Annotated in this window: 11 protein-coding genes; 9 read left to right on the plus strand and 2 right to left on the minus strand. The window is 45.0% G+C overall.

Going from position 1 to position 21,722, the window contains the following annotated elements:
• Positions 1-148: 148 nt before the first annotated feature.
• From J2Z66_RS26195 to J2Z66_RS26210, 4 genes are all read left to right on the plus strand, one after another.
• Complete coding sequence (locus J2Z66_RS26195; RefSeq protein ID WP_209975691.1) at positions 149-2,416, plus strand: helix-turn-helix domain-containing protein; 2,268 nt, start codon at positions 149-151, stop codon at positions 2,414-2,416.
• A complete protein-coding gene (locus J2Z66_RS26200) occupies positions 2,406-3,851 on the plus strand; it encodes an extracellular solute-binding protein (protein WP_209975692.1) in 1,446 nt (481 codons plus the stop codon). The genes J2Z66_RS26195 and J2Z66_RS26200 overlap by 11 nt, the downstream gene beginning before the upstream one ends.
• Positions 3,852-4,726: 875 nt before the next feature.
• On the plus strand, positions 4,727-10,228 hold the full coding sequence (locus J2Z66_RS26205; protein WP_209975693.1) for a DUF4838 domain-containing protein: 5,502 nt from the start codon (positions 4,727-4,729) through the stop codon (positions 10,226-10,228).
• Positions 10,229-10,668: 440 nt separating this feature from the next.
• Positions 10,669-17,055 carry a DUF4838 domain-containing protein gene (locus tag J2Z66_RS26210; RefSeq protein WP_209975694.1) on the plus strand — a complete coding sequence of 2,129 codons (6,387 nt, stop codon included), beginning with the start codon at positions 10,669-10,671 and terminating at the stop codon, positions 17,053-17,055.
• Between the two features lie 374 nt (positions 17,056-17,429).
• Here the strand turns inward: J2Z66_RS26210 and J2Z66_RS26215 are convergent, their stop codons facing one another.
• Both J2Z66_RS26215 and J2Z66_RS26220 read right to left on the minus strand, forming a co-directional pair.
• A complete protein-coding gene (locus J2Z66_RS26215) occupies positions 17,430-17,714 on the minus strand; it encodes a hypothetical protein (protein WP_209975695.1) in 285 nt (94 codons plus the stop codon).
• A gap of 31 nt (positions 17,715-17,745) precedes the next feature.
• Positions 17,746-18,267, minus strand: coding sequence for a hypothetical protein (locus tag J2Z66_RS26220; protein ID WP_209975696.1), 522 nt, complete (start codon positions 18,265-18,267; stop codon positions 17,746-17,748).
• A gap of 201 nt (positions 18,268-18,468) precedes the next feature.
• On the opposite strand from J2Z66_RS26220, the gene J2Z66_RS26225 reads away from it, so the two are divergent.
• From J2Z66_RS26225 to J2Z66_RS26245, 5 genes are all read left to right on the plus strand, one after another.
• On the plus strand, positions 18,469-18,858 hold the full coding sequence (locus tag J2Z66_RS26225) for a RidA family protein (protein WP_312894775.1): 390 nt from the start codon (positions 18,469-18,471) through the stop codon (positions 18,856-18,858).
• A gap of 15 nt (positions 18,859-18,873) precedes the next feature.
• Complete coding sequence (locus J2Z66_RS26230) at positions 18,874-19,245, plus strand: hypothetical protein (protein WP_209975697.1); 372 nt, start codon at positions 18,874-18,876, stop codon at positions 19,243-19,245.
• On the plus strand, positions 19,227-20,342 hold the full coding sequence (locus J2Z66_RS26235) for a hypothetical protein (protein ID WP_209975698.1): 1,116 nt from the start codon (positions 19,227-19,229) through the stop codon (positions 20,340-20,342). The genes J2Z66_RS26230 and J2Z66_RS26235 overlap by 19 nt, the downstream gene beginning before the upstream one ends.
• A gap of 28 nt (positions 20,343-20,370) precedes the next feature.
• Complete coding sequence (locus J2Z66_RS26240) at positions 20,371-20,826, plus strand: hypothetical protein (protein ID WP_209975699.1); 456 nt, start codon at positions 20,371-20,373, stop codon at positions 20,824-20,826.
• Between the two features lie 625 nt (positions 20,827-21,451).
• Positions 21,452-21,625 (plus strand): hypothetical protein, encoded by a 174-nt coding sequence (locus J2Z66_RS26245; RefSeq protein ID WP_209975700.1) that lies wholly within the window; start codon positions 21,452-21,454, stop codon positions 21,623-21,625.
• Positions 21,626-21,722 lie beyond the last annotated feature (97 nt).

A 21,722-nucleotide genomic window follows, 5' to 3' on the forward strand; every position in this document is an offset into this window, starting at 1 on the left:
TTAAAGTGTTTTGACTGGTTTTTTAGTTTTATCCTCTTTTGTCTATTCGGCGCAAAATGCCCTATTTACGATAAATAAGCTATAGTGGTATCTTTATAGCATCTACCAACAGCATGTTTGTTCGCTAAGATCAATGAGGGAGGCTGCTATGCGGAATAATTGGTTTTACAAGCTGTTGCTTTCATATTTGCCAGTTTTTTTGATTATCAGCTCAAGCATTCTTCTAATGACATACTTAAGCTTGATTGAAATGTCGAAAAAATCGGCGACCCGGGCCCACCAGGCTTTAACGCAAAATGTGATGCTGCTGATCGATCAGACACTCGGCGGTGTAAATGCATTTATGCAAAATGAAATGCTGAACAATGAGCATATCAAGCACTTCTTTGATGAGCGGTTCTCTGAGGATCGTCAGTACACAGATATACAGGCTGCTGTTGCCCTAAAGAAGCAGCTCCTGAACAACTCATTGATTGAATCGATTTATTTGTATCGGGCTCCTGATCTTAAAATTCTTACCCCGTCCACGCTTACAAGGATCGATTTTTTTGCTGATAATAAATTTATTGGTTTAATGCTGAACAGCCACTCTGCCTATAATTGGACGTTAAGAACTTTGCCGTCGCAGGAAGCTGTACCGCAGAATGAAGTGAAAGTGGTCAGCCTGACCAAAAAGGCGAATCTGAGTAATTTCAGCATTATGGTTGTCAATGTCAGAATTGAGCGCTTGCGTGAATTGATGGAAAGCATGACGGATACAGGGATGGCTTTTATCAACCTGACAGATCCTGATGGCAACCTGATCGTTTCCACAGAAACGGATGCTGAGAGTGGTATTCCCGCCTCCAAGTCTGGTAAGATACTATCGTCGACGCATTCAGACTATACGAATTGGATCATCAGCAGCGGTAATCGCAGTGGAGGCATCGTGGAGCTTGTGTCGTCCCTTTTCTATGTATGGATGGCTATTGCCTTAATGAGCATTCTGGCAGGGCTTGCCTGGATCATTTACATATCAAGACGCAATTACAGGCCTATTGAGACTCTGATGAACCGGATTTCGGGCGTACGCCAAATGAGGAACCCTGACAGAATGAAGGACGGAATCGATGAATTTGAACTTATAGAAACGACGATTGAGGATTTGCTGGATGAATCGAGTATGCTGCAGGAACAGTATAAAGAAGCTTCGCTTTTTCGCAAAAAACATATGTTTACCAGCCTTATGGAGGGTATGCACAGCGATCAGAACAGAAATTGGGAGGATGAGCTTGAGCAGCTCGGAGTTAGCGGTCCTGTAAGCGGTTCACTTGTGGCGCTTGTGGAAATTGATCAATATGACGAATTTGCCGGTCAATATGGCAGCGATCAGCATCTGCTTAAATATGTGCTCAGCAATGTGGCCAAGGAAGTGACGGTGAACCATTCATTTACGGTGTGGACAGAATGGATGGATCACTCTCAAATGGCGATTCTCTATGTATGCTCCGATCACCGCGGAACGGAGCTGGATGTGAGGGCATGCTGTGAAACCTTGAGGAACTGGGTGGCAAATAATCTGGATTTCACCATCACGATCGGTATAGGAGAACGCACGGAAGGGCTGAGGCATGTCGCTGAATCGTTCCGGACAGCAGCAGCTAACATTGGATATAAGACCTCTTTGGGACAAAATCGCATCATTACCACAGATCAAGTGATGTCGCGGCCGAAGGGAGAGCTGTTCAAGCAGCTGCAGTGTATTCGTGCGGTCAGTCAATTGTTTCGAGCGGGGGACAACGGATGGGAAACGCAATTTCAAGAGATGTATGCGGATCTACAGGGGCAGTTGTACACCTATGATGATCTTTCCAATCTTATGCAGGTGCTGATCGGGCATTTGCAGAAGGATATGGCAGAGCTTCCCGAAGATCTGAACGCAGTCTGGCATGAGGGTGTTCATGAATCTCTGCTCACCGCACTTGAAAGCAAAAAAACGCTGGATGATATTCATGCTGCCTTCCATAGGATTCTGAAAGATGTCTTTATCAGGATGAACGAGCTTCGCGAAAGTAAATCCAACCATCAGCTTGTACACCATGTGAAAAATTATATTAGCGAAAATTATCACAATCCAGAACTATCCTTGACCCATCTGGGCGAGGCGTTCGGAATGAACACCAAGTCTGTGAGCCGGTCCTTTCGGGAGGTGTTTGGCGTGAAATTTATTGAGTATATTACTGAGGTCCGGATGGAGAAGGCGGAGCAGCTGCTGCTGGACACAGAGGAGACGATTCAGAAGATCGGCCAAGCGGTCGGATACGAGCAGTCCTTGACCTTTATTCGTGTTTTCAAGAAGCATACCGGTGAAACCCCGGGTCAATACAGGAAAAGGGCAAAAACAGCCCATACAGGAGGGGCGAACATTGAAGCATAGCGCAAAAATGGGGAGATTAACATTACTTTGGGTCATGCTAGCACTTGTCTTGGCAGCTTGTAGCAAGGAAAGTGAACCCTCTACTTTTAATGAAGGTAGTGAAGAGCCAGAAGTATATGCGGAAAATGGGCTGCCCAAACATGAGAAAGTGAAGCTGAAATTTGCCTATTGGGAAAATGGGAACGGCAGGGAATGGATTGATTATGCGATGGAGACATTCACGCAGAAATTTCCGAATGTTAGCTTCGAAACAACCTATTCGCCTAAAATCGGTATTGTTATTCAAACGAAAATTGCCGTGAATAACGATGAGGATATGTTCGATATTTTCTCGAATGTGATTTCCAACGAAGCCAATGCTGACGTATCGATTAACTTGGCGAAGGAAAAGAAGATCGAGCCATTAGATGATTTATGGGAGCATAAGCTATATGATAGGGATTCCAAAACACTTAGAGAGGTGCAGTCTGGAATTATTGATGGAACTCCGACCCTGTTAGGGAAGGTATACGAAATTCCGTATGGTCAGAGCATTTCAGGATTATTTTTTAACAAGTCGTTATTTGAGGAAAATGGCTGGAACCAGGAACCAAAGACTTGGACCGAATTTATTGCACTCATAGATCATATTAGAGCTGCGAATATGATCCCGATCACGTATCCCGGTAAATATCCTTTTTATCTTCAATTTGCTTTGGGTACGGCCCAGTTATTCGGAGCAGCTGAAATCAGAGGGAATCTGGAGAAATTTAACGAAGATTATAGAAGGAACAAGCTTCCGTTTTACATGTCTAAAGAAAGTATGGATATTTACAATCGTATTTACGAGCTTGGCAAGAAGAACGCATTTCCTGATGAGGTCGCAGCATTAAGTCATACCCAGTCACAAATGCAGTTGCTCCAAGGCCAGGCGGCAATGGCTGCGACAGGGGAATGGGTACAGAATGAAATGAAGGATTCAATCCCTGCCCGTTTTCGTTGGGGCTTTATGCTGGTTCCTCTAAGTGACAACCCGGAGAGCACCAAATACTATAATTTGCATACAAGCTCAGGCTATTATATTTGGGCAGCAAAGCCGGAATTAAACAAAAAATGGGCGAAAGAATTTATCGTGTGGCTGTGGAATCAGGATGTGCAGTGGGAAATTATGGAGAAGGCCGGAGCCTTGCCTATACGTAATGATATTATGAATGATGAGGCTTTACTTGGCAATCTGATGGATGCATCGAAAGCGATAGTGGCCTATATGAAAAAAAATCCGGTTAAGGGTATAGGTGAGAAACGGAGTGTCATCTTGACAGACCCGAACGCCGATAAAGCTACGAAGCTTATGGAGGATGCTCTAATTGATATTTCTGCAGGCAAGCAGGATCCTCTACCGGTGTTGCAGGAAGCTGAGAAGCTGCTGCAAAAAGCAATCGAGGCGCAAAAATAGTTAGGTAAGATGAATAAACATTTACATCATAAGGGCACCGGCGAGGTGTCCTTTACTTTACATATTACGCCAGGAAGTTTAAGTGTTACAGTGTTAAAGTTAATAGCAGCCTAGTAGCAGCCCGCCCCCCACTGAAATGAGCTTGTACTCCACTTAACGATGTTTCTCATCGTTAAAGTAAGTGTTCCAGGTCAATCCGTCGAGTTAATGATGATTTTCATCGTTAAAGTAGCAGATCCTTCTCGGCTGCGCGCGATCTTCTTTCCCAACGCCTTTGGACTGCTAGGAAATCTTCTCTAACCAAGAGAGAAAACCTTACTGGCTGTCCGTTTGAGCTTGGTGTTTCTGCGTTTCGTACGATTGTAGCTGAAAGAGGTAAGGGGTATGGGTGGAAGAGCGATTTCGTCCGCATACAAAGATTCGCACATTAAAGGATGCTGCTAGGGACTGTTGACAAATTACCTTTTTGACGAAATTGACGTTTGAGAACCCGCATAAACAACGGGTATCTAAAGTCATTTTTCGTAAAATTGGCTTTTGTCAACAGTCCCGCTAGGCGTTCATTTTATGAAATTTGGCCTGCTGCTTAAGCCATTTTTTGGGGATTGAACCTGATTTGAGCCTGAAATGACTTTTATGTCTATGCCGTCAAAATGAGCTATTTACTGAAATGAAGCCTATTGCTATCTTGAACATGTCAAATAACAATTTGCAGTTAAGTATTACTTACTACTGCGAGATTATTTCGAAAAGAAAAGAGGCTGATAAGCATGAGATTTTAAAAATATGGGATTAAAATGGGTCAGAGGCGAGCCGACTGCTTTAATTAATTGTGCAAAATATAATAAATTATAATAAGGGAGGCATTACATAATTTGGTTATTAAAAATAAACAGAATTTATTTGTGTTGTTTCTGATGATTTGCCTTATTTTTCCATCATTTGGTCCAACAGTTGCAAGGGTGTCTGGTGCTGAATCTGATGCCGTAGGTAAATCCTCAGCAGCTCCGGCCGCTTTCTCAGATCTGAACAACCATTGGGCAGAGAACATATTGATGGAATGGATGAAAGCAGGTCTTATTGAAGGTTATTCCGACGGTACCTTCAAGCCGGATCGTACGATCAATCGGGGCGAAGCGCTAGCGCTCGTCAATCGCGCTTTTGGTTTTAGTGAAAAGGCAGATATTGATTTTTCTGACCTTTCTATTTCAGATTGGGAATATGAGGAGGCTGCCAAAGCGGTACAAGCAGGCTATATCGATGGCTATGCGGATGGTACGATCCGCACCAAGCAATCGATCAGCAGACAAGAAGCGGCTGTCATCATCGCTCGTTTGCTGGAACTGGATGTGCAGGCAGGGGATGCTGCTGTGAGCAGCTTTACGGATGCTCAGCAAATTCCACAGTGGAGTAAAGGGGCCGTGGCAGCCGTAGCAGCCGCTCAAATCATGGAAGGATATGAGGACGGAAGTTTCAAGCCGTTAGCCTCCATAACACGCGCTGAGGTTGTTGTTACATTGGAACGGGCTCTGAGATCGAGTGAAGCTCTCGAATACAATCAAGCAGGTACATACGGATCAGCCGGTAACGATGTACAAACAATTAGTGGTAATGTCGTTGTCCATGTTTCAGGTGTGACGCTGCAAAACATGAAGATCACAGGGGATCTCCTGTTAGCTGAAGGCATTGCAGAAGGAGATGTTTTCCTTAAGAATGTAACCGTTCTCGGAACGACAACCGTTAAGGGCGGTGGAATGAATAGCATACACGTTGAAGATAGTGTTTTGGCTATCGTTGTAATTGATAAAGCGGCGAGTGTGGTACGTATCGTTGCGAAGGATAATACGGTTATTGCAGAAGTGATTGTGAAATCTCCGGTTATCCTGGAGCAGACGGAGTCGGATAGCTTGAAAAGCTGGATCGCCTTCCCTTTAGTGAAGCTTATGAGTGCGCTCTCTTCAGGTTCAGTCATCACTTTGAACGGACGCTTCGACCATGTCGAGGTTGAGGCTAAAACTATTGTTATCGAATTTACGCAGGGCGAGATCAATCAAATGTCAGTTACTGAGCAAGCGACTGGTACAAGTATACAAGTTGATAAGAATGCCAAGATCGTCTCGCTGATTGTGAATGCGATTGCAAAGCTATTGGGACAGGGAATGATTGAGAAAGCTACACTAAGTGAAAAAGCAAAAGGGACAACCTTTGAAAAGCAGCCCAGGCTGTTGGAAGGAGCAGGGGCTCCAAACTCCGGATGGTCGGGCTCAGCAGGCATTTATCATCCAGATCCTGAAGACCCTGCCAGTGTACCTATTGTGGAGAATGGTCAACCAAAGGCAGTAGTGATTGTTCCTGCAGAAGCAGCAGAGCCTATTCTTGATGCTGCAGAAACACTTTCTGCCTACGTGAAGAAGTCGACAGGGGCTGAATTGCCAGCAATTACAGAGCTGCAGCTGGCTGCGGATGAACAATTGTATAGCAGATTCACGAAAATTTACGTTGGAACCACCCGTGCTCAGGATTTGACGCTATATAAAGGTCTGCTAGAAGGCATGAACGAAGATGGATTTGTTCTGGATTCGAGAGAAGGGATTATCACCATATTAGGATCGAAATCCCATGGAACCCAATACGGAGTCTATGAATTTCTGGAGCGTTATGCCGGTGTCCGCTGGCTGATGCCTGGCGCAGATGGTGAAGATGTTCCACAGCGTACGGATTTATATGTACCAATCGCGGATGTACGCGATGAACCCGCATACTTGTCCAGAGTTATGTTTCCTCTGCAATATTACGATGTGGCAGGAAGCAATCCGACACAGTTCGAATGGGGTGCCCGCAATCGGTTGAGGCTGCAAAACAGTGGATGGGAGCATAACGTATGGCGCTTTTTCCCCACATCACCAGAATATTTGGCAGCGCATCCCGATTATTTTACACAAAAAAATGGAGTTCCTTCTATTCCCGGACCTAACTGGGGCTGGCAGCCATGCTACAGCAATCCGGATACGATACAGGTTGCAGTCGACTGGATTCTGAACTATTTCAACACTAATCCGAATGAGCCGTCTGCATCACTCGCAGTGAATGACAACGGCAGCTTCTGTGAGGAAAATCCGGTACATCCGCATTATACAAGCAAGAAAAACTCGCTTAGCCTGACAGATATGTCGGATATTTACTATAGTTGGGTAAATGAAGTTGTAACAAGAGTACTCGCCGCAGACAATGGCAAATTTGCGGATAAATGGTTTGGCTTACTTGCCTATCAGGAAGTTTACGATCCGCCGTCTTTCCCACTGCATGAACGTGTAGTTCCTTATCTCGCTAAGGATAGGATGGCTTGGAGCGACTCTGCTGTCAAGGCCAAGGATCAGTCAACCGTCGATAAATGGAAGCTGAAAGCCGAACATATCGGGTTTTACGATTACACCTACGGTTCGCCTTATGCGCTTCCTCGGGTCTATAATAACCTGATGGCGGATATGTTCAAATACGGGGCGGACAATAAGGCGAATGCTTACTTTGCGGAGTTGTTTCCGAACTGGGGTGAAGGTCCAAAGGCTTGGCTGATGGCGAAGCTGATGTGGAATCCGGAACAGAACGCCGACGATTTGCTGGCGGACTGGTACAATCGTGCTGTAGGTGCTGAAGCAGCGCCTTACCTTAAGGCTTATTATGACCACTGGAACGATTTCTGGGAAAATCGGATTAAACAGACGGGCTGGTTCGATGGCAGGAAAAATACAACCTATTTTAACTTCGATTCCCCTGCTTATTTATCCATTGTCACCGATGCTGAGATCGCACAGAGCCGCAGCTTGCTAGAGACAGTGGTAACGAAGGCAGTTACGAATCAGCAAAAAGCAAGAGCCAACAACCTGCTGCGCGCCTTTGAGTACTATGAAGCCTCAGCGCTGAGCTACCCCAAAGCGATAGATCAGCTTCAGAACACCAGCGAAGCGCTCGATTTGCTGGAGAAATCGGTGGATTTCGAGTCGAGTATGGCTTATGCTAAGAAAAGGCTTGCCTTGCTTGAGCAATTCAAGAGCGATCCTCTTCTTCAGCATCCTCTATATAATGCCAGTACCTTTAAACTGAAATGGTCTGGATTAAATGCGGATGCATTCTGGAAGCTTGTCGCTTATCTGAAAGCGGAAACCGCGGGAGGCGCGGTCCGGCAAAGGGCCGAAGAGCTCGCCGCTAGCGGAAGTTCTCCAACGATCCGCAACTATGCACATTTATTGCTTACAGCCGCGGACGGGGCTCCGGTTAACCTGAATGCTTCCTTTGAAGAGGCGTCGGATACCGATAATGGTAAAGTAACAGCCAAGCATTGGGATGCAAATATACTGAATTACGGCAAGTTTGAACAGAAAATAGGCCCTTCCACTTCGGGAACTGCCAGTGTTTATGTGAAGAACTTTTATTACGGCGATATGAATCAAACAGTCGCTGCCCAATCCGGCCTCGTTATTTCCAGGCTGAACTATTATGTGTCCGATGACATTGTTTCCATTGGCGATATTTGGCTGGAGTTGAACCTGCTGGATGAGCACGGGCAGAAGCTGGCGACCATCAAGAGCGACCAGCAGCCTTTCTACAATTCCATGGGCAGGTGGGAGACAATCCAAATCATGGATGTTATCCCAAGCAGAATCAATGGTATTCCGGTAAAAAGCATCAACATGTCAGCCACTGTAAACGGCTTCTTCGAGGGTGGTACCTTGTACCTGGACGATTTTGAGCTGTATCAGGCCCCAGAACCGGGAGAGGTGCCCGTTCTGGCTTCAGCTGAGGCAGACAATGGTACGGTACGCGTCATATTTAATGAAACACCTGAGCAAGCGCCAGTTCTAAGTGATTTCACGGTCAAAAGAATTGACACCAGTGACGCAGTAATGCCATCTGCGCTGCAGTGGAACTCCGAGACCTTAACAGCAGCGCTTACGGTTCCGGGTATTGCCTCTGTTCCCTGGGAACAGCAGGTTATGTATGAAGTTACTTATGACAATCAAGACTTAATACGTACAAATAGTCTTACCATTGTCAGACAAACCGGATATACATCCGTGATGACCAACTCCTCATTTGAGCAGTGGACCGGTGCAAATGTGGATGGCTGGTGGTTTTTAGGTGAAGGTTTCGTCCCTTCGGATACAATTAAGCGCAGCGGACAATATGCGCTGACCGTCAATGGCTTCTCCGTAGGGCAAAACCTGGCGGGAGGCGGAGGTCCTATTCAAGATATGGCAGCCTTACAGCCAGGCAAATATGTCGGGGTATTCCACTACCTGACCGAGGCGCAGACGGCCGGAACACTGAAATTCATTTTGATTGCTAAAGATGCCACTGGCGCCGAGATTGCCACTATTCCGGCAACTGTGACAGAGACGGCCGTGCCTGGAGCGGCATCGGGTGGCAAATGGCGGACAGCCTCCTTCACGTTCAACGTTGACGCTGAATATGGCGGCAAGCTAACGGCAGCAGGGCGGGTTATCCTGCTTATGGAAAATTTTAAGGATGGCGAAAGAGTCTATTTGGATGATGTCGAGCTGATTCGCAAGGATGATGCACCTTCGCCAGCGCTGGTCTCGGCTGAAGCCGAAAACGGCAAGCTTAGGGTCATCATGAATGCAGCTCCAGAGGAGCCGCCAGTGGTTACTGATTTTACGATAAAGCGGGGAGATAGCGGCGATGCAGTCACTCCAACAGAGGTGCAATGGCATGCTGAGACTTTAACTGCAACGCTTACGGTTCCGAATATTGCTCCACTTCCATGGGAGCAGCATGTTGTCTACGAAATTGCTTACGGCAGTGAGGACATCATTCCTACGAATGCCGTCCTCATATCGCGGCAGGCAGGATATACATCCGTGATGACTAATTCCTCCTTTGAGCAGTGGACCGGTGCAGATACGGACGGCTGGTGGTTTCTAGGTGAAGGTTTCGAGCCTTCGAGTACGGTTAAGCGCAGCGGACAAAAAGCACTGACCGTTAATGGCTTTTCCGAAGGGCAAAACCTGGCGGGAGGCGGAGGTCCTGTTCAAGATATGGCAGCCTTGCAGCCGGGTGAGTATGTCGGGGTATTCCACTACCTGACTGAGGCGCAGACAGAAGGAACACTGAAATTCATTTTGATTGCCAAAGATGCCACTGGCGCCCAGATTGCCACTATTCCGGCAACTGTGACAGAGACGGCCGTTCCTGGAGGGGCATCGGGTGGCAAATGGCGGACAGCCTCCTTCACGTTCAACGTAGCTGCACAATATGACGGCAAACTAACGGCGGCAGGGCGGGTTATCCTGCTTATGGAAAATTTCCAGATTGGCGAAAGAATCTATTTGGATGATGTCGAGCTGATTTTGCAAAATTAACATTTTTATAAACCTCATTGGCAGGACTTAATCATACTTTCATCGTCACCGTCTCCTATCTAAGAGAGATTGGAACGAAGAGGTATGGCAAATGTCCTGCCTTTTTAATTTGAAATTCAAACTCTTGGTTCTTATTCTTATTGGCAAAAAAATTACCTCTTAACACGGTCGCTCATCTTCAAATGGTCCTAATCGCAAATGCAATTGTCCTGATCGACCGCGAATTAAGGAGGACGTTGAACTATAATTTAATTAAATATGATGTTTACTATATTATATATAATATAGCGAATTAAAAGTTAATTTGTTAAATACACTGTAAAGGAGGGATTATTTTCAAATAATAAAATGATTAGGTATTTAGAAATAGTACTGGTAATTGGTTTTACAGCACTTTTTTAGGAATCAATCATATGAATTGAAAAATGAGGAGGAATACCATGGTTTCGAAGAAGCGAGTCAAAAGAATATTCAACCTTTTTTTAATGATTTGTCTTATTTATTCTTCATTCGGTTCAGTAATCACTACGGTTTGGAGTGCAGAGGCGGATCCGGTTGACAGTGCTGCTTTATCCCAAAATCAATTCAAAGATGTGGAAGGCCATTGGGCGGAGCAATCATTGAAAAAATGGACATCATCGGGTCTAATCCAGGGTTATTCAGACGGGACTTTTAGACCGGATCGTACGGTCAATCGAGGGGAGATTATCGCGCTCATCAATCGCTCCTTTGGATTTAGCGAACAATCACCTATCCTTTTCTCGGATCTCTCAGTCTCCGACTGGGAATATGAAGATGTGGGGAAGGCGGTAAAGGTAGGGTATGTCGAGGGATATGCCGATGGCACAATCGGTGCCAAGCAGCCCGTAAGCAGACAAGAAGCGGCTGTAATCATCACACGTTTACTGGGATTGGAGGTAACTGAAGAAGGTTCAGCTGCGAATGTTTTTACAGATACGAAGCAAATTCCGCAGTGGAGCAGAGGGGCTATTGCAGCTGTAGCGTTGGCTAAATTAATGGAAGGTTATGAGGATGGAAGCTTCAAACCAGTAAACGCCATTACGCGTGCTGAGGTTGTTGTTATTCTGGAGCGTGCTCTCCAATCAAAAACAGCGTTTGAGTACAAGAAGGCGGGTACTTATGGTCCGGATGAAGGTATTCAAACGATTCATAACAATGTCGTTGTAAGCGCTTCCGGAGTGACTTTGCAGAATATGAAAATCACGGGTAATTTGTTATTAGCTGAAGGCATTAAGGAGGGAGATGTGTTCCTGCAGAACGTAACGGTTGTAGGAACGACAAGCGTAAATGGCGGAGGCATGAATAGTATACATGTTGAAAATAGTGTTCTAGGCAAAGTAATTGTAAATAAACCAGTTGGAACAGTAAGAATTGTTTTGAAGGATGAGGGGACAATAGCCGAACTGATTGTGGAGACTCCTGTAAATTTGGAGCAGCTGAATGTGGCGGACACGGCCGGAATTAAGTTGTTGAAGCTGAGTAAGGAGCTTCCTAAAGGTTCAAAGATAACGCTGATTGGTGGCTATATCGATGATGTCCTTGTCGCTGCAAAAGGGATTGTTATCGAATTTTCCAAAGGTGTTATAAAGAACTTAACAGTTACTGAAGGTGCGACGGATACAAGCATAACTGTAGGTAAGGATGCTCATATTCTTTCGCTGATCCTGGATGCAATTATCAAGGTTTTGGGTCAAGGAAAAATTGACAAGGTAAACCTAAGCGAGAAAGCTAAGGGAACAACGTTTGAGAAGCAACCGCTTCTGCTGGAAGGACCTGGAGTTGTGTATCAAGGAGGCTGGGTTGGAACAGGCGGCGGTGGCGGTCAAGAAAATAGTGGAGATGACGACGATTACATTGTATTCGTATCAGCAGAGAATGGATCCATCAGCGTTACAATGAATACGTATGAAGCACCAACGAATGCTGATTTTGTGGTTGGGCAAATAATTAATAATAACGCGCCAATAGCTGTAGCAGCAACTCTTGCTGCCTGGGATTCAGCAACGAAGACAGCCACGCTAACGGTACCGATCGTTTCAGAGGGAGAAATCGACCAATCTGTTGTTTATCGAGTGAGTTATAAAAATGGAACAGCGATTGAATCAGAGGCATTTATTGTGCCAGGCGAGGAAATTGTTGAGGTAGTCGAGATTGTATCCGTATCAGCGGTTAATGGATCCATCAGCGTTACAATGAGTGCGCATGAAGCACCAACGAGTGCAGATTTTATGGTTGAGCAAATAATTAATAGTAATGCACCTACAGTTGTAGCAGCAACTCTTGCTGCCTGGGATTCAACAACGAAGACTGCCACGTTAACGGTTCCGATCGTTTCGGAGGGAGAAATCGACCAATCTGTTGTTTATCGAGTGAGTTATAAAAATGGAACAGCGATTGAATCCGAGGCATTTATTGTGCCAGACGAGGAAATTGTTGAGGTAATCGAGATTGTATCCGTATCAGCGGAGAATGGATCCATCAGCGTTTCAATGAGTACGTATGAAGCACCAACGAGTGCTGATTTTACGGTTGAGCAAATGATTAATGATAACGCACCAATAGCTTTAGCAGCAAATCTTACTGCCTGGGATTCAGCAACCAAGACTGCCACATTAACGGTGCCGACCGTTTCGGAGGGAGAAATCGAGCAATCTGTTGTTTATCGAGTGAGTTATAAACAAGCAGCAGCAGTAGAAGCGGCGGCGTTTATTGTACCAGCGGAGCCTGTAGTTGGCCCTAATAAGATCAAGGTAGTCGAAAATGGAGTGGCTCGTGCACAGATTATTGTTGCAGCAGATGCCAGCCAGCAAATACGTAAAGCGGCAGATACGTTAAAGGCGTATGTGAAGAAATCAACAGGAGCCGAGCTGGAGATCAAAACCATGGAACAATTGGTTGGAATCGAACCGTCGAATATGGAATATACGAACATTTTCATCGGTGTCAGCCAGGCGGAAGATGAGGCCAATCATCAGACATTATTGCAGGATATGTACAGTGATGGATTTATTATCGATGCGCAAGAGAACAATACGATCACAATTATTGGACCCACACCATGGGGAACGGAATTCGGTGTCTACGCGTTTCTTGAACGATACGTTGGAGTCATCTGGCTGATGCCCGGACTAGACGGCGAGGATGTGCCTCAGCAGCAAACGATTGCCATTTCACCTGAAACTGCAGTTGAGAAACCCGCAACAATTTCCCGTCATTTTTTTGGTACGGAGGCAGAGTTGGGTTTATTGAATAATGCAGAGTGGGCACGTCGCAATCGCATGCATGATAATCTCAAATTCCACCACAATATGAACACATTGTTCGATCCGAAAGTATTTACGGATCATCCGGAATATTATCCGGGAGGGGTCGTACCAACACATGCATACGAATGGCAGCCATGCTTTAATGACCAAACAGCAGAAGCGGCAATTCAGCGTATTATGGATTATTTTGAAGAGCATCCGGATGAAATGTCCTACTCCTTAGGCATTAATGATAGTAAAATATTTTGTGAAACGGATCCCAATCATCCTGATTACCCGGGAAAAATGAATTCAGTAGGCGCTGTCGATATGTCAGATATCTACTATCCCTGGGTCAATAAAGTAGTTGAGGGTGTATTGGAGAATGAAAAATACAAGGACAAATATTTTGGGCTGCTGGCCTATTGGAATGTATTTGATCCCCCAACAACGGTGAAACTTAATTCCCATGTCGTTCCTTATATTACGGATGACCGCATGTCCTGGAGTGATCCATCAATGGAAGAGGCCGGAAAACAGCATGCAGAAAACTGGAATGAGGCAGCTACAAATCTAGGATTTTACGAATATTTCTTCGGATCGCTATATAATTTACCACGCGTCTATATGCATAAGATGGATGAAGTCTACAAATATGCCCAGGAGCTAGGCGTAATCGGTCATGTTGCGGAATTGTTTCCGAACTTTGGTGAAGGTCCGAAGCCGTGGGTTTCAGCTAAGCTCCAGTGGAATCCAAATCTAGATACCGATGAGCTTTTGAATGAATGGTACGAACGGGCCGTTGGTACGGAAGCCGCGCCATTTTTAGCACAATATTATAGTCAATGGGAGGAGTTCTGGACCACACGTATACTGGATACCAAATGGTTCAAAACCTGGGCGAACAGCGCTCCCCGTTCTAATTTTATGATTTTTTACGATTATAGTTACTTTGAAGCTGTTACCGCAGAAGATATGGCTGCCAGCCGGCTGCTTTTGGAAGAGGTAGTTGCTAAAGCGCAAACTGTTGAACAAAAGAAACGTGCCGCGCTGCTCCTGCGCACATTCGAATATTATGAAGCTTCAGCCCTTTCCTACCCGCGTGTCGAAGATACAGCCATTCCTTCCAATGAACAGGAAGCGTTGAAGATGCTTGATTTCATCAAGGAAAGTAGGGTAATGGCCAAGAAACGGGTCGAATTAAGGAATCAATTTAAGGGTGATCCGATTCTGGAAATATCAGACTATCTAGGTTATGGAGTTTGGGACGGCGTACAGGTTAAATATATTTCTATTTTGAAAAAGTATGTGGAGACCGAGCCGGCGAACGGGATGGTTGGGATCCTTCTGAACGAGCTTATAGCAGAAATTGGTCTCGTAGATTTTTCTGCAACTGCTGTTAAAACGACTGCCAGCAAAACTGAAATATTAAATTCTCTCGATTTCAGCATGGGGCCTTGGGTGGAAGCGGCGCCGTTCTCCGATTTCCTGGTGATAAATTCGAAAAAAGAACCACCGACAGAAACGAAGGTATACTTATTGTGGGATGACGATAACCTCTATGTCGGCTATGAAAACTTTGACAGTGACATGTCTAAGATGGTTGTGAGTGAGGATACGACGAATGGATGGTGGAGAAGCGGAGGGGATGATGCGAATGAAACGTTTGTAACCGGAGATCCAAAAGGAGCTTTTACCGGCTTCATGACAAATCCGAATGCAATCAATTTAATCTATCAGAAACAACCACTTGCGGGTCCGGTAAACGATCCAAACACAGTATGGGAGTCCAGCACTCGAATCGAAAACGACCGTTGGAATTTGATTCAAGTCATTCCATTCTCGGACATTGGCGTTGATCCGAATGTGACTAAGACCTTAATGGGGCTTTTCTTCAGGAATTATCACGGTCACCAAGTGTACTTGGGCTGGGGCGGTGGAGCACCCTGGAGAGCAGAGCATTTTAACCCCATATATCTCGTCGATGCGAAAAATCTGGTGCAGAATCCGTCATTTGAATCCGGAAATGAAACGCAGTTCTCGTCTTGGATGCAGTGGGTTGTAGACCCGAGCATTCAAACCATCGAACGGACATCGACCGTTGCGCGCACAGGAGACCACAGCATTGTGCACACTGGAGTGGATGCAGGCGGAGGGCCATTTCAGGATATAACACTTACACCTGGGAGGTACAAAGAAGTTTTGTATTATTATGTACCGTTGGAGTCCAGTGCCGAAGGGAAAATCGAAATTATCAACTATGTCATGGATCCGGACTGGGGGACAAATATCGGGGGTTCGATCTCTCCACCTGCCGAGTTTGGTTTAATCAAAGGCCGCTGGGAGAAGTTCGAGCATATTTTCGAAATCAAACCCGAGTACAACGGAATCATAAGCCGAAATCTGCGAATGGCCATCAGCATTTCAGGACTTAAGCCTGGCGAACAGCTTTATATTGATGACGTCGCTTTGTATAAACTTGAGAATTTAAATAGTTACGTCTCTAACGAAGCTGAGCTCAAGGCTGCGGTAGCCGACAGTACAATTCCGCTAATTGTAATTACAGAAGACATCACGCTAACCGAGACGCTGCAAATCAACAGAGATGTCAACGTGGAAGGCAATAACAAAACGATCAAGGGCCATACTTCCAGTGGAACCGGGGGAAGCACAAATGGGATAGAGATTGTGAATGCAGCAGTGAATATTAGCAACTTGAAAATACAAGGTTCATTGGGATATGCGATCCAGTACAGAACGGCATCCGGCACGCTGAAAAATGTATCGGTGGAAGGGGCAAATAAAGGCGGATTGCTTATCAATGGGTCGGAAGTAACCGCTGATGCCATCACGACGATAAATAATGCTTGGGGTGGAATCGAAGTATCACGAGGCTCAGGCGTAACAAACAAGTCGGAGCTTACCGTGAAGGGACGCAGTACACATAGCGAGAACGTCGCCATTTGGACCAGTGGAACGGAGACTGCAGTTATTGATATGGAAAACCAGTATGAGGCAACTGCGGATCCCAATCATCCAGGAGATGCAAGTTACAGACTTGTAGAAAATCTGGTAAAGAATTCGTCATTTGAATCCGGAAATGAGGTGCAGTTCTCGTCTTGGTTACAGTGGGTTGTAGACCCCAGCATTCAAACCATTGAACGGACCTCAGCAATTGCGCGCACAGGGGGCTATAGCATTTTGAATACCGGAGTTGATAATGGCGGAGGACCCTTTCAGGATATAACACTTACACCTGGGATGTATAAAGAAGTCTTTTATTATTACGTACCTTTGGAGTCCAGTGCTGAAGGAAAGATTGAGATTATCAATTATGTCATGGACGCAGACTGGGGGGTCAATATTGGAGGTTCTATAGCTCCCCCTGCTGAGATTACATCTAATAAAGGTCGATGGGAAAAGTTCGAGCATACTTTTGAGATTCCAGCTTATAACGGAGCCATGAGCCAAAATTTAAGATTGGCCTTCACGATTTGGGGTTTTAAGCCTGGCGAACAAATATATATCGATGATGTTGCTTTGTATAAGCTATCGAATTAAGTGACGTAATAGTCCTTGCCTCAACCTATTTAAATACAGTCGAAAAGGATGATTTTCAATTCCTAATTGGAATTGGAAGTCGTTTTTTTTTTCTACTACAGCATAATTAACTAACATATCAAAAATTCCCACCTTTGTTCCAAAGCACTTAGGTACGCATCGGGATCGCGGTTAAATTGTTTTCGTTGGATGACGCTGGATAGCCGATGATCCCATTGCTCTTTCCGTGCTTTGTAGGCGTCAAAGGAAACTGAACGTAGACGTGAGATCACATGCTCTTGGCGAAGCGCATCGTCCACTAATACGATCATCTCTCCATTGCGGATGATATAGGTGTTCCAGTTGCGCAGGCCCGTAATCCGACGATGACAAGCTTATATCTGTCGGAAAAATTGCTCTAAGTCGTTATTGGTTCGTGGTATGTAGTAATGATCGTAGCAGGTGAATAGTCCCCTCCAAAACCCTTTGGAGTAGCGGGACAAATTGTCGACCATGAGCTCGTCGCTTTCTTCTGTGTAGGTCTGTTTCACCCACGTCAATAACGCCGTCATTTCCCATTCGACGGTTTCGTTACTCTTATCCACATCCGGTGCCAGTAGTGCAGCAATATGATCGATCGGCTTCATCAGTCGCGCTACGGATTCATAAACGGGCTGCATCTCGTCAACTTTACTGAATATTCTGAAAACGTTATGAAGTAGGCTGGGCTCTTTTTTTATCCAAGCATCGTTGTAACGATGCTTGAATCGCTCGCGCACGTTCATAGATGAGCATCCCAGGCAGTTCGAGTGGCGGATCTCCATCTTCTAAAAGCAAAGCGCGGACCGCTGCCACATACCCCTTGGCAATTTGTGCTTCGGTGACCTCCAGTGATTCTTCTCCCGTTGTTTCTGGATTTGGTTGCTCCGATTTCGTATGCTCGGTTTCGGCTGCTTGTGTCTGCGCCTGTTCGATTTTCCTTTCGATGTCTCGGATGCCGCGTATACTTTTTTTAAGTTCCATCTTCAGTTTGCGGTCCGCATCCACGACCGGTTTGGCGATGTCTTTTAAATAGTGATATTGACAGTATTGGTAAGGCACATCCGGCAACAAGGTTTCAAACGCTAGACGAATCGACTGCTGACCATCGCTGACAATACCGACGATCGGGTAGCCAAGTTCTATGATGGGGTCAATAAGCGTTTTCAGTTCCGTTGCCGTCCCGCTCTTCATATTTTGAGCGGCAAGAGTGTTTGTTTCATGAACGAAGCCAATAACTCCGTTCTCACCTAGTTGCCCCCTTTTCGATACTCCGGGATGCTGTGGTTCTAATTTGCGTGAACTTCCATGCCAGCAGGTTAAGTGTCCGATTTATCCGCTGGGTTATTTGGAGTAAAGCAAGGAAAACAAGAGAGGAGAGGAGAGCTGACAACGATGTTGGAGCGAAGGAAAGTAACATCAGGAGCACCATGGGAATCGCTTTTTGGATATTGTAGAGCGATACGGGTCGGAAATATAGTAGAAGTGTCTGGGACGACAGCGATGAAAGATGGGGAAGTCGTAGGGGAAGGGGATATTTATCAACAAACCTTATGTATCCTACAAATTATTGAAAAGGCGATAGAGCAAGTCGGCGGCAATATCAAGGATGTCATTCGCACGAGAATATATGTCACGGACATAACGAAGTGGGAAGAAGTAGCGAAAGCCCATAGTCTATATTTTAGTGAAATTATTCCGGTTACCTCCATGGTGGAGGTCTCGGCGCTCATGGATTTTCGCCTATTAATTGAGATTGAGGCGCAAGCCATCATTGAAGGATAAGAGGAGAAGCGACATATGAGTAAAACAAATTTGCGGGTAGGTGCGGCGGTTCTTCCGATTAATCCACCTTTGGGAATCGATATGTTGGGATTCGTCAATCGAATGATAGCAGGCAAGTGCTATGGGGAACCTATGGAAGTTGGCGCCATTGTTGTAGATAGCGAGAATCAGCGCGTTGTTATCGTTTCGATTGATATGGTGGTCTGTCCTCTTGAGAAAGCGGAAGAAATCAGAATGAAGATTTCGAATATTACTTCCTGTCCAAAGCAGGCAGTATTGATTAATTTCATCACAGTCATGGTTTGCCTGGTTTTCCCGCTGACGTTAAGCTGGGTGGACAACACTCCGGCTATACGAAGGAGGAGCATTTGTTTGCTGACTATGTAGTATTGATGGTGGCTTCAGCGGTGGAACTGACCGTATCCAATTTGGAAGCGGCTGAAATGGGATTAGGCATTTCTGAAGTGGAAGGAATTTCTGTAAATCGCAGGGAGCGGACGATCGATGGCAGTACCATTCTCGGCTGGAATCCAGAGGATGCTTGCGATCGCAGCGTCCAAACAGTTTGCTTTAGACGAAAGGATCAATCGGTCATTGCGACACTTGTGAATTTTGCATGCCATCCTGTTGTATTGGGCAAAGAAATATCCGAATATTCCTCCGATTTTGTTGGACCGCTTAGAAAAATGGTAAAAAAGGTACTGGGCGGAGAGTGTTTGTTCCTGCAAGGGGCTGCCGGCAATATTCTGCCATTGGAAGGGTTTAGCGAAACAAAGGGTTTGGAAGTGGAATTTGGAACAAAATTAGCGATAAAGGCAATAGAGTCCATAATTAACCCGATCGAGCCAGAAATAGTGATTGAAAAACACGATTTCGCATCGACAACGCCTATTTCAGTATATCGCAGAAAACCAATGGAAACTACTTTCTCACAATCGCAGCCCATGATTTCCGCAAAAGAAGAATGGGTCCGCTTTCCATTTCGATCTCTGCCCACCCGTAATGAATTGGAAGCAGAAGTTGAACGACGCGAGCAGGAAATGACTTTGTTGAAAGAAAACCCGTATGCTCGTAATTCCACAAATACAATCAAGTACCACATCGATTGGGCGAAGGCCATATTGAAAAGAATGGACGAAGGTTCCTTAAAACCATACGTGGATGCGCCTTTGCAATCCATAAGAATCGGAAATCTCGGGATTTGTGCCGCTCCTGGAGGAATCTTCAACGAGATAGGATTAGCAGTAAAAGCACATTCAAAAGCGAAACTGACATTATATTGTGGTTATTCTAACGGTATACTCGGGTACTTCCCTACTGCCCAAGAATATCCTCACGGTGGATATGAACCAAACGTTTCACATCGAGGATATGCTATGCCAGCCGCCTTTGATCCACAATGTGAATCGATATTAATCGAAAAAGGTTCTATTTTATTGAATGGGCTATTTGATGAGGACGAGTCTGGGTTGATGCCTACGTAATCAGATAGCGAATGGGAGAAAAGATGACTTGGACAAAATTACAATTAACTTCTCGGGGAGATTTACTGATCTGCCAGCAGATGTTAATCCTTCCCTGTCCCTGCCAGTCCCGATCGAGCAATTAGAGCTAAATGTAAGTTACCATGGACAACTTTCTAGTATTGGTTACGAAGAGACTACAAGTGTATCGAATAAATCGTTTGCAGATTTGAACGAATTGGAAGGCGAGTATGTGAATATTCATGAAGACTTAATCACCCCCCCCATACGTTTGTTCATTATGCAGGACCAAGCTGCATCTACCTGGTCCATGAAATCGTATCCAGAGGATAGGGAAAATGTTGAGCTGTTTATTGGAACCGAGGGACTCTACAAAATTTGGATCACTGGTAAATTAGCGCTGGAAGGAAGAAGCTCCGCGATATGGTTGCCTAAAACGATGAAACTTTTATTAAGCTTAAGTCTGGTATCAATACGATCGTAATGAAGCTGCTGCTGATCGGAAAAACATCTGATTTCAGCTATGTTTGTAAAGATGAGGCCTCCAAGTTGTATTTGTTTGAGAATTAACAAGTGTGATTAAATCTCCGGTTGAGATGATCAATAGTATTGTGAGGGCTCGGCCTAGGCTGGGTCCTTTGTCGCTGTCCTTTCAGCATATTCAAAGGACGATGTACCTTTATGATGTTTTAATTGGAATGGAATGCTACAGCTTGACAAATGATAAGGAGTCACTGGAGAAAGTATTCGAAGAACACGATCCGTCAAATGGATAAAAAGAAGTAGCTCGCGAATGAACACTGCTAGCTGCTGTGAAGATTGGTCTTTTTCCGTTACTGATACGGGAGTGGCCAGTCTTTTGCTTTTGCAGCAAAGTTCTAAGAAGTGAGTTTGAATAATACCATTTTTATTTCCGGCCAAACCGAATAGAGTGTGGGAAAGATTGCTAAAAAATACTTTGACAACTAAATGAAAATTATATAAAATATAAAAGTAATTAAAACGTAAATAAAACGAATGTTTAGTGAAAGAGAAATTCAATTTTCTATGATAATAGGAAATGGAATTTCCAAAACGATAGTGTTTAATTACTAGAGGGGGAAGTAAAAGTGAATGTTAAGAAAATGATGCCCTTTCCGTTTTTCTGGGACGATGCGGCAATAGATCTGACATCTGTGTTTCGGGACGAAAAACCAGCTGGGTGGGATGGAACCTTTGTATACGGCGGTTTCGCGGCTAGTGAAACTGTTGAAGCAAATCGCTACCATCCTTACCCCCGGTGAAGACAAAAGTAGTGAGACAGTTGAATGGGAAATGTCAATACTACTGGGTTGGGTGAAACAAACCTACACGCTTCAAAGTGACGAGCTCTTGGTTAAC

It is taken from the genome of Paenibacillus eucommiae, from assembly GCF_017874215.1.
GTDB lineage: Bacteria > Bacillota > Bacilli > Paenibacillales > NBRC-103111 > Paenibacillus_AI > Paenibacillus_AI eucommiae.